Source organism: Acrocarpospora sp. B8E8 (genome assembly GCF_039871605.1).
Classification (GTDB): domain Bacteria; phylum Actinomycetota; class Actinomycetes; order Streptosporangiales; family Streptosporangiaceae; genus Acrocarpospora; species Acrocarpospora macrocephala.
Genome location: NZ_JBDPLV010000147.1, coordinates 1 through 8,722 on the forward strand (window position 1 = coordinate 1; position 8,722 = coordinate 8,722).

The following is an 8,722-nucleotide window of genomic DNA, read 5'->3' on the forward strand; positions in this document are numbered from 1 at the left end:
GGCGGGGTCGGGCGGGGCCCGAGGGTAAACAACGGGGTGGGTGGGTGGGAGAACCCACGGTGACGATGGGGGGCGGAGTGGAGCTCCGAGGTGGGAGATCCACGGCAACCACAGGACCGGAGACACTACCCTGGGCACGTGGGCGTGTTCGATGATCTTGTAGGCCAAGAGCGGGCTGCCGTCGTCCTGAGGCAGGCCGCCTCAGCCGCGGCCGAGGTGCTCGCCGGAGGCCGAGGGGCCGGCATGACCCACGCCTGGCTCTTCACCGGCCCACCAGGCTCAGGCAGATCGGCCGCCGCCAAGGCATTCGCGGCCGCACTACTCTGCCCCCAGCAAGGCTGCGGCCACTGCGACTCCTGCCACCAGGTCGAGGTCGGCTCCCACCCAGACCTCGAGTCGGTACGCCCCCAAGGCCTCTCCTACAGCGTCAAACAAACCCGCGAACTCATCCTGAGGGCAGCAGGCAGAGCCACCCTCGGCGGCTGGCGCATCGTCCTGTTCGAGGACGCCGACCGCGCCACCGAACAAGCCGCCAACGCCCTACTCAAAGCCATCGAAGAACCCCCACCCCGCACCGTCTGGCTCCTCTGCGCCCCCGCCGCCGACGACATGATCATCACCATCCGCTCCCGCTGCCGGGTGGTAACCCTGCGCACCCCCTCCACCCAGGCCGTCGCCCACGTCCTGACAACCCACGACAACGTCCCCCACCCCATCGCCGAATCAGCGGCCCGCGCCGCCCAAGGCCACCTCGCCCGCGCCCGCCGCCTAGCCCTCGACGAATCGGTACGGCGACGCCGCGACGCCGTACTCTCCCTGCCCAGAACCCTCACCGGCGTAGGCGAATGCATCACCGCCGCAGAACGCCTGGTCAAAACAGCGGACGAGGACGCCGCCGCCGCGACCACCGAACTCAACGAAACCGAGATCTCCGAACTCCGCGCCCTCTACGGCGAAGGATCATCCGGCAAAGGCCTCAACAAAGGCCTGATCCGCGGCGGCGCCGGCGCGTTGAAGGAATTGGAGAACGCGCAGAAATCCCGCGCCACCCGAATCAAACGCGAATCACTCGACCTCGCCCTCCTCGATCTGATGGCGCTCTATCGCGACGTCCTCGCCGTGCAGTTCGGCGCCCAGGTCGAGCTGGCCAACGAGGATCGACGCTCCGACCTCGATGTTCTCGCCCGGGCCGGCACCCCGGAGGACACCCTGCGGCGCGTGGACGCGATCATGCTGTGCCGGGAACGCCTGGCCGCCAACGTCAATCCGCAGATGGCGGTGGAAGCGATGACCCTCTCCCTCAGAAACCCCCGAGGCTAACCGAGCAACCTCGGCCCGGTTTCCGCGTCTCTGGAACATGCAGGCCGAAATCATGGACCTCCACAAACCCGCCGGGGAGCACGATGAGGCGATCACCGGGCTCTACGCCGAGCACGCGGTCGGCTTGGCGCGGCTCGCCCTGCTCATGGTCGGGGACCGGGAGAGCGCCGAAGACGTGGTGCAGGATGCGTTTCTCGGCCTGCATCGGCGGTTTCGCCATCTCAAGGATCCGGATAAGGCGCTGGTTTATCTGCGCAGTGCCGTACTGAACAATTCCAGGTCGGTGTTGCGGCGCCGGCGGCTGCCGTCGATGTTCGCCGGGACGTACGAGCCGCCGGTCTGGTCGGCCGAGTCGGCGGCGCTGCTCGGGGCCGAGCGCCGCGAGGTCATGGCCGCCCTGCACCGGCTGCCCGCGCGGCAGCGCGAATCCCTCCTGCTGCGCTACTACGCGGAGCTGTCGGAGGAGGAGACCGCCCAGGTCATGGGGGTCAGCCGGGGCACCGTCAAGTCCACCACGTCCCGGGCGCTGGACGCGCTCGGACGGCTGCTGGGAGAACGCTCGTGAACGACATCATCGACCGGCTGCGCGACGCGACTCGGGCGACCGGGGGGACCATTGACAGTGTCCGTCCGCTGGAGCTGGGCGCAAGCCGTACCAGGACCTGGTTGGTGCCGGTCGCGGCGGCCACCGCGGTGACGGCGGCGATCGCGGGCGGCAGCATGTTCGTCGCCGGCGGCGGGCTCAACTCGGCCGCTTCGGCGCCGGTGCCGCCGAAGTTCCTCGTCGACGCGCGGGACGGCATCGTCGTCAGAACCGTCGACGGCGGCGTCGAAACCGATCGTTATGACGATCTGGGGAAAGAAGAATGGTTCACCACCGTTCAGGCCGCTCAGGACAATCGGCTCTTCTACGTCGCAAGCTCCAAACGCATGTGCGGCTCCAACCTGTATCGGCTGCTGCTGGACGAGAACGGCAAAATCCTTGAGTTCGGTACGGTTCCGAGCGTGCCCCCCGAGGGGAACAGGGTGAGCGGGCTGGCGGTGAGCGGGGACGGGACGAAGCTGGCGTACGCGCTGCAACCGTGCGTCCCCGGGCAGGTCGCCGGCCTCGTGGTCGCGGACACCGCGACGGGGGAGAGCCGGACGTGGAAGTCGCCGGACGGGTTTGGCGTGACGGATCTGTCCATGAGCGCCGATGGCAGCCATGTCGCCTTCCGACCGGGTCCTCCCGCGGCGCTGGCACTTGCCGAACCGCCCGTGGTTGTGGCGACACCCGTGCCTAGCGCGAACATCGTGCTGCCGCTTCCGAGTGGTTCGGCGCTGCCCCTCCCTGAGCCGGCGGTCACGATCACCCTGGTCCCGGGAGAGGTCGGGTCCACCACTCTCCCCGCGCCGAGCCCGCTGGCCGCCAGGCCCACGGCCACAATCACGGTCATCCCTACGCCGAACCCGGCAGACACCATCCCTACGCCAAACCTGGCAGACACCATCCCTACGCCGAACCCGGCAGACGCTATGGTCACGGCTATCCCCACGCCGAACCCGGGCATTACGGTCACCGCTATCCCCACGCCGTCGGCAGGGGTCAACCAGGGCAGCGGAAGCCCCCCTCCGAGCGAGCCCCCGACACCCAAGCCGATAACGCCCTATCCGACCGATGGGTCGGTAACCGTGCAAAGCATGCCATCGGGGATGTCGTCGTGCCGCTTTGTCACCCTGCCGCGCACATCCGCGCAGTGGATGTGCGCGGAACCCGGGAACATCAGGGTCCTGGACACCGACGCGCCTGGCGACAATCTGGACCAAGCGCGCACAGTATCCCTGCCCGACTCCTACGAAGGACTCTCCGGCGGCCTGTTCGGAGTCCTTCTGTCCCCGGACGGCAGCCGCCTGCTCGGAATGATGGGATTCAACGCGGTTGAGATCGTGGACGGCACAGTAAAACGGAAGGAAGGCATATCAGGAATCGTCGCCTTCAGCGCCGAGGACGGACATGCCGAGGAGGTCCTCTACCGGACAACGCAGACGGGCTTCGCGCAGCTCCTGGACCTGGACGGAACGGGTGAGAACCTGCTCGTCCAGCAGGGCAGCAAGATCGGGGCCGTCACCGATGGCGCATACCGTCCGCTGACCACGGGCGAAGCCGACCCTGCCCCCCAGTTCGCCGCGGAACTCGCATGGTGATCGGACTCCACGTAAGGTGGCCGTGAGGCGTACCAGATCGAGGAGGCCAGCTCGTTGGGCATGATGATGGCCGTGAGCTTCACCCGATATGGGCGGCTCTACTACCTGGATCCGGGCGAGCACAGCCCGAAGGTCGGCGACAAAGTGCTGGTGCCGACCGATGCCGGCAACGAGGTTGCCGAATGCATCTGGGCGCCCCAGTGGGTGAGCGAGGACGTCGGCGGGCTGCCGGTCTGCGCCGGGATGGCCGGAGACGAGCATCTCAGCCGCGACGAGAGCAACCGCCGCCGCCGCGCCGAGGCCAGAAGCGTGTCCAAGCGCCTGATCAAACGCCACGAACTCCCGATGAAGGTGATCGGCGTCGACTATGTGGACGAGGAGAACGTCTACACCGTCTACTTTTCGGCGCCCCACCGGGTGGATTTCCGGGCACTTGTTCGCGATCTCGCGCGTAATCTCCGGGCCCGGGTCGAACTCCGGCAGATCGGCCCGCGGGACGAAGCACGCCTGCAAGGCGGAATTGGCCCGTGCGGGCGCGATCTATGCTGCGCCACGTTCTTGAAAGACTTCGAGCCCGTTTCTGTACGGATGGCGAAGGATCAGGATCTTCCGGTGAATCCGCTGCGGATTGCCGGGGCTTGCGGGCGGTTGATGTGCTGCCTGAAATACGAGCATCCGTTGTACGGCGAGTTCCGGGCGACCGCACCCCGCACCGGACTCGCGGTGGACACGCCCGAAGGACCTGGGGTGGTCGTCGGGCATAATGTGCCGTCGGATTCGGTGATCGTTCGGTTGAACGATGGGGGACGGCGGTGTGCGTGCTCGAAGGCGAGTGTGTGCGCGCCGCGTCAGGCGTACGAGGCGGAGTATGCGGAGCCTGTGGATGACCTGGCCGAAGACTGAGTGGCCTGTGGATGACGGGGGCGAGAACTGAGCAGGGCTGGGTAGTGTTCTGAAGGTGAAGCGTCCCCTCGTGGTTCTGGCTCTGGTCGCTCTGGTGGGCTCCGGGTGCAGCGGTGGAGAGACACCGCGGGCGTCGAGTGCGCCCAGCTCCGGCCTGGCGGATTTCTACACCCAGCAGCCGGACTGGGAGGATTGCGACGACGATTTCGAGTGCGCGCTCGTCATGGTGCCGCTCGATTATGACGACCCCCGCGGCGAGCGGATCGAGATCAGCGCCATCCGATTGCGGGCCACAGGCGACCGGATCGGGTCATTGCTCGTCAATCCCGGCGGCCCAGGCGGATCCGGCATCGAGTACGCCAGAGCGGCCCGAACCCAAGTGAGCGCGGACGTGCGAGCCCGCTTCGACGTCGTCGGCTTCGACCCTCGCGGAGTTGGCGAATCCACCGCCGTGCGGTGCATGAACGGCGGCGACCTCGACGCGTACATGAGCATCGACATGAGCCCCGACACCGCCGCGGAAATCACCAAAATCGAAGAAGGCTCCCGCACCTTCGCCACCAAATGCCAGGAAAAATCCGCAAAACTCCTCCCACACGTGGGTACGGCAGACGCCGCCCGCGATATGGACGTTCTCCGCGCCGTCCTCGGCGACGAAGGCCTGACCTTCCTCGGCAAGTCCTACGGCACCTACCTCGGCGCGACCTATGCCGACCTGTTCCCCAAGAGGGTCCGCGCCCTCGTCCTCGACGGCGCCGTCGATCCCGCCGTATCCGCCATCAAAATGAGCGAAGTCCAGTCCAAAGGCTTCGAAGTCGCCCTGACCGCCTTCATCAAGGACTGCCTCAAAGCCACCGACTGCCCCTTCACCAGCACCACCGTCCAGGGCGCCCTCAACGAGATCACCGCCCTACTCCAGCGCGCCGACCAGCAACCCCTCCGCAACACCCTCAACGACGGCCGCAAAATCAACGACACCTGGCTGGCGTACGGCATTGCCACCCCCCTCTATGACCGAAAATCCTGGGAAGTCTTCCGCGAAGCCCTGAAAACCGCCTTCCAGGGCGACGGCACCTATCTTCTCCGCTTCGCCGACCTCCTCCTCGGCCGCCGCGAAGACGGCACCTACACCAACCAGTCGGAAGCCAATAAAGCCGTCAACTGCATAGACCACGCCTTCCCATCCGGCACCCCCGCCTACACCCGGGCCGCCACCAAAGCCGCCAAACTGGCCCCCCGCTTCGGCGAGTTCATCATGTGGGACTCCCTCACCTGCGCCTACTGGCCGGTCAAGGGCCCCGACCCCGACCGCAAACTCACCGCCCCCGGCGCACCCCCCATCGTCGTCGTCGGCACGCTACGCGACCCCGCCACGCCGTACGAGTGGGCCGAAGGCCTGGCCACCCAACTCACCTCCGGCGTCCTCCTCACCTACGACGGCGACGGCCACACCGCCTACATGTCCGGCTCCACCTGCATCGACGCCGCCATCGACAACTACTTGATCAACCTCGCACCCCCCGCCGCAGGCACCCGCTGCTAACCCAGGCGCGACAACCACTCCAAACCCTGTAGACTCGACCTCGCTGTCCACAGCACCGCCGCCTTAGCTCAGTCGGCCAGAGCGACGCACTCGTAATGCGTAGGTCTGGGGTTCGATTCCCCAAGGCGGCTCCCTTCATGACCAGGGCGTTTCTCCTCGTGGGAGACGCCCTGAGGTGTTTCCCGTTGTGTTCTCCGTTGCAGTTTGGTCCTGGCGTTGACAGCCGAGTTCGACAGCCTACGCAGATGGTGCAAGGGAGAACGTTGAACTGGCCGCACGCGACACCAGCCGGAGCCGCTGATCGACAGGCTGCGTTCTAATTCGATCCATCGCTGGCTCGCCTTCAGCCAGTCGGGAGCCTTGTGAAAGAAGAGGTGACCTACACCAGCGGTGGTGGGTAGCGGTGGATCTCCGCTCGATGTCCCGTCGATCCGGCGAACTTGGCATCGTCGGTGAGCAGCGGCAACTCCAGAAGTTCGGCTAGGGCCACGTACATGCCGTCATAGGCGGTGAGGTTGTTCCGCAGTTCCAGCACGCGCGGTTGAAGAGGCAGCATCGGATGGCGGACGATCTTGAGTTGCGCGTAGCGATCCAGCATGATCCGAGCCCGCGCCTCGGAGATGTTTACCTCTGGTTTGCTGGTGATTACGTGACCGCGCACCACTGACGCGATCTCGACATCGATCAAGGCCGGAGCATGCACCTTGCGGGCCAGCCGCTGACGGAGAAGATCGTCGCCCTTCACGTTCGCCAGGAGACGGAACACGATCGAGGCGTCTACGACCACGCTCACCGGCGCCCCTCGCGCATCGTCTCGCGTACGAAGTCGGGATCGTATGGAACCGGCTCATCGGCGGCGATTCTGGCCATCACCTCGTCCAACGCCGGAGCGGCCGCCTCCTCGTTCAGGAGGTCACGCACGTAGGCCGCCAACGACTTACCTTCTCGCTCGGCCCGCGCCTTCAATGTCCGCTCTGTCGTCTCGGGGACGTCCCGGATCTGAATAATACCCATGCAATCACTTTAGCATGCATCTTGCATGCAAGATGATCGAAGGCTCTGGCGGATGAGAACTTTCTCTACTCCTTTTTCAAGGCGACGACGCTTCGCGCCGCCCCGCAGGCGTCAAGATCGATCGCCTGACCAGGGAGAAGAGCGACTACCACCGCCGCACCCGATGCAGCCCTAACGATCGCCCTGGGCGGCTTGCCGCCGCGGGTGGCCGGGGGCGATCGACGGTCCGGGCTTCGTTCCTCAGCCCGGCCCACCGGAGAGCGGGCTGGCCGCCGCGTCCACAGCAGGGGGTCCATCAATGCCCGGTCCTGTCGATATGCATGCCGTGCCGTTTGGGGGTCGTGTCGCAGGGCATCCGCGTGCGCCGGGGGCTACTTGGGTGCCGACCCGTCGGGCCTGCCTGTCTCCGATGAACCGCGCCGCGTTTGATTGAACCGGTCTCAATGCTTTGAGCGCGGCGGCCGGGGGCGTGCGGTGAGATGCCACACCTCGTGCCGCCGCGCGGGGCCCTCCGCCGTTGGACGGGTCGCTCGGTGGAGACCCGGAGCAGACGCCGGCCACGGGAGAGGCGGCCGTGGGATCAGCGTCGCTCGCGGAGGGCGCTCAAGGGGGTTTGAAGGCTAGGAGCGGGCTTCGTTGCGGTGACCGTGCTCGTCGTCGTCCAGCCCGTCGTGAGACCGATTCCTCGAAACCTCAGGAGCAAGGGTCAGCCGCGGCCTTCGACGGCGCGTCTCGCGCACATGGTTAGGGGGCGGGCCGGGTTCCTCCAACGAGGTGTCCACAGGCGGCCACTTGTCGAAGGTCGTTGCTCGAGTGCCCTTGTGCTTGATCTCGTAGGCGTAGCCCCGGCAGCGCAGCACCAACAGCACATCCCAGGCCGTCCGCTTGGATATCCCGTACTCCCTGACCAGTTCCGGGATCGTGGCGATGCGGGCGTGCGGAGCGATCTGCCCACAGCGGATCTTCCGCACCAGCACGGCGGCCACGTGCACGACCTGCTCCGGCACCGGAGGACGTACCGGTTCGGGCGGCGGGCCGGGGGCACCGGCCACGTACCCATGGCCCGGGAGCAGGCGGATGAGCTTGCGCTCCCGCAACGCGTGCTGGACAGCCAGCGCCGCCCACCGCACGATCCCGTGGTCAGGTCTCGCTTCCTGATCAGAGACCCGTCGTGATCGCTGCTGCGTCGTGGCGGGTCCGACTGGAACCCGTGCTATTTGTTCGTGTCAGCACCGCGGCCAAAGGGTGGACCACCCACGAGGGATGACGCGGGTCGTCGATCACCGCGAAATGATCGACCAGATCCACGACCGTCGTGTCCAGGGCCAGGTCATCGCCCTGACCACCGTCAGAACCGTCATCGCCGGCCGACAACGATGACACCAACACCGACCAGATATCCGCCTCGTCGGGCAACAAGGTGGCACAATGCACGGACAACGGAACTCCGGTGATGAGAGGTCTTGGCGGACGTCTCTGGAGGACCCCGAGGGCGTACGTCCTCGGATCTTCTTTCAGCAGGTCCCCGAGGGCAAGACCGCCAAGAACCGCCTGCACCTGGACGTACGCGCCGCACCCGGCCTGCACGGCGACGAGCGGATGGCCGCCCTCGAAGCGGAGTGTGAGCGCCTCGTCGGTCTCGGCGCCACCCGCTTGCGCCGCGACGAGCCGGCGCCTCCTACCAGCGCGGGCTACATCGTGATGGCCGATCCGGAGGGAAACGAGTTCTGCTTGGACTGAACGACGGGGAACTTCACC

9 protein-coding genes, 1 tRNA gene and 1 pseudogene are annotated in these 8,722 nt (G+C 66.6%); 7 read left to right on the forward strand and 4 right to left on the reverse strand.

Translation table 11 applies throughout. From position 1 onward, the window contains the following. The first annotated feature begins 138 nt into the window (after window positions 1–138). From ABGB08_RS53750 to ABGB08_RS53775, 6 genes are all read left to right on the forward strand, one after another. Window positions 139–1,320 (forward strand): DNA polymerase III subunit delta', encoded by a 1,182-nt coding sequence (locus tag ABGB08_RS53750; RefSeq protein ID WP_347608061.1) that lies wholly within the window; start codon window positions 139–141, stop codon window positions 1,318–1,320. Window positions 1,321–1,372: 52 nt separating this feature from the next. Continuing rightward, window positions 1,373–1,885, forward strand: a complete 513-nt coding sequence (locus ABGB08_RS53755) for a SigE family RNA polymerase sigma factor (protein WP_347608064.1) — start codon at window positions 1,373–1,375, stop codon at window positions 1,883–1,885. Continuing rightward, window positions 1,882–3,504 (forward strand): hypothetical protein, encoded by a 1,623-nt coding sequence (locus ABGB08_RS53760; RefSeq protein ID WP_347608067.1) that lies wholly within the window; start codon window positions 1,882–1,884, stop codon window positions 3,502–3,504. Before ABGB08_RS53755 ends, ABGB08_RS53760 begins: the two co-directional genes overlap by 4 nt. A 60-nt stretch (window positions 3,505–3,564) precedes the next feature. Further along, entirely contained in the window at window positions 3,565–4,407 is an 843-nt protein-coding gene (ricT, locus tag ABGB08_RS53765; RefSeq protein ID WP_347608085.1) for a regulatory iron-sulfur-containing complex subunit RicT, read from the forward strand. A 55-nt stretch (window positions 4,408–4,462) separates the two neighbouring features. After that, entirely contained in the window at window positions 4,463–5,950 is a 1,488-nt protein-coding gene (locus ABGB08_RS53770) for an alpha/beta hydrolase (protein ID WP_347608070.1), read from the forward strand. 57 nt (window positions 5,951–6,007) lie between these two features. Further along, window positions 6,008–6,081: transfer RNA gene (locus tag ABGB08_RS53775), tRNA-Thr, on the forward strand. A 248-nt stretch (window positions 6,082–6,329) separates the two neighbouring features. Here ABGB08_RS53775 and ABGB08_RS53780 read toward each other — a convergent pair. The 4 genes from ABGB08_RS53780 to ABGB08_RS53795 all read right to left on the reverse strand — a co-directional run bounded on the left by ABGB08_RS53780 (window position 6,330) and on the right by ABGB08_RS53795 (window position 8,383). Next, the gene (locus ABGB08_RS53780; protein WP_347608073.1) at window positions 6,330–6,737 is read right to left on the reverse strand and encodes a type II toxin-antitoxin system VapC family toxin; all 408 of its coding nucleotides are present in this window, start codon (window positions 6,735–6,737) and stop codon (window positions 6,330–6,332) included. Window positions 6,738–6,739: 2 nt separating this feature from the next. Next, window positions 6,740–6,964: a hypothetical protein gene (locus ABGB08_RS53785; RefSeq protein WP_347608076.1), complete on the reverse strand. Its 225-nt coding sequence runs from the start codon at window positions 6,962–6,964 to the stop codon at window positions 6,740–6,742. 620 nt (window positions 6,965–7,584) lie between these two features. After that, on the reverse strand, window positions 7,585–8,094 hold the full coding sequence (locus ABGB08_RS53790; RefSeq protein ID WP_347608079.1) for a hypothetical protein: 510 nt from the start codon (window positions 8,092–8,094) through the stop codon (window positions 7,585–7,587). Between the two features lie 28 nt (window positions 8,095–8,122). Beyond that, window positions 8,123–8,383 (reverse strand): hypothetical protein, encoded by a 261-nt coding sequence (locus ABGB08_RS53795; RefSeq protein ID WP_347608082.1) that lies wholly within the window; start codon window positions 8,381–8,383, stop codon window positions 8,123–8,125. Window positions 8,384–8,405: 22 nt separating this feature from the next. On the opposite strand from ABGB08_RS53795, the pseudogene ABGB08_RS53800 reads away from it, so the two are divergent. Continuing rightward, window positions 8,406–8,704 (forward strand): annotated as a pseudogene (locus ABGB08_RS53800) (VOC family protein); the annotation flags it as partial. Window positions 8,705–8,722 lie beyond the last annotated feature (18 nt).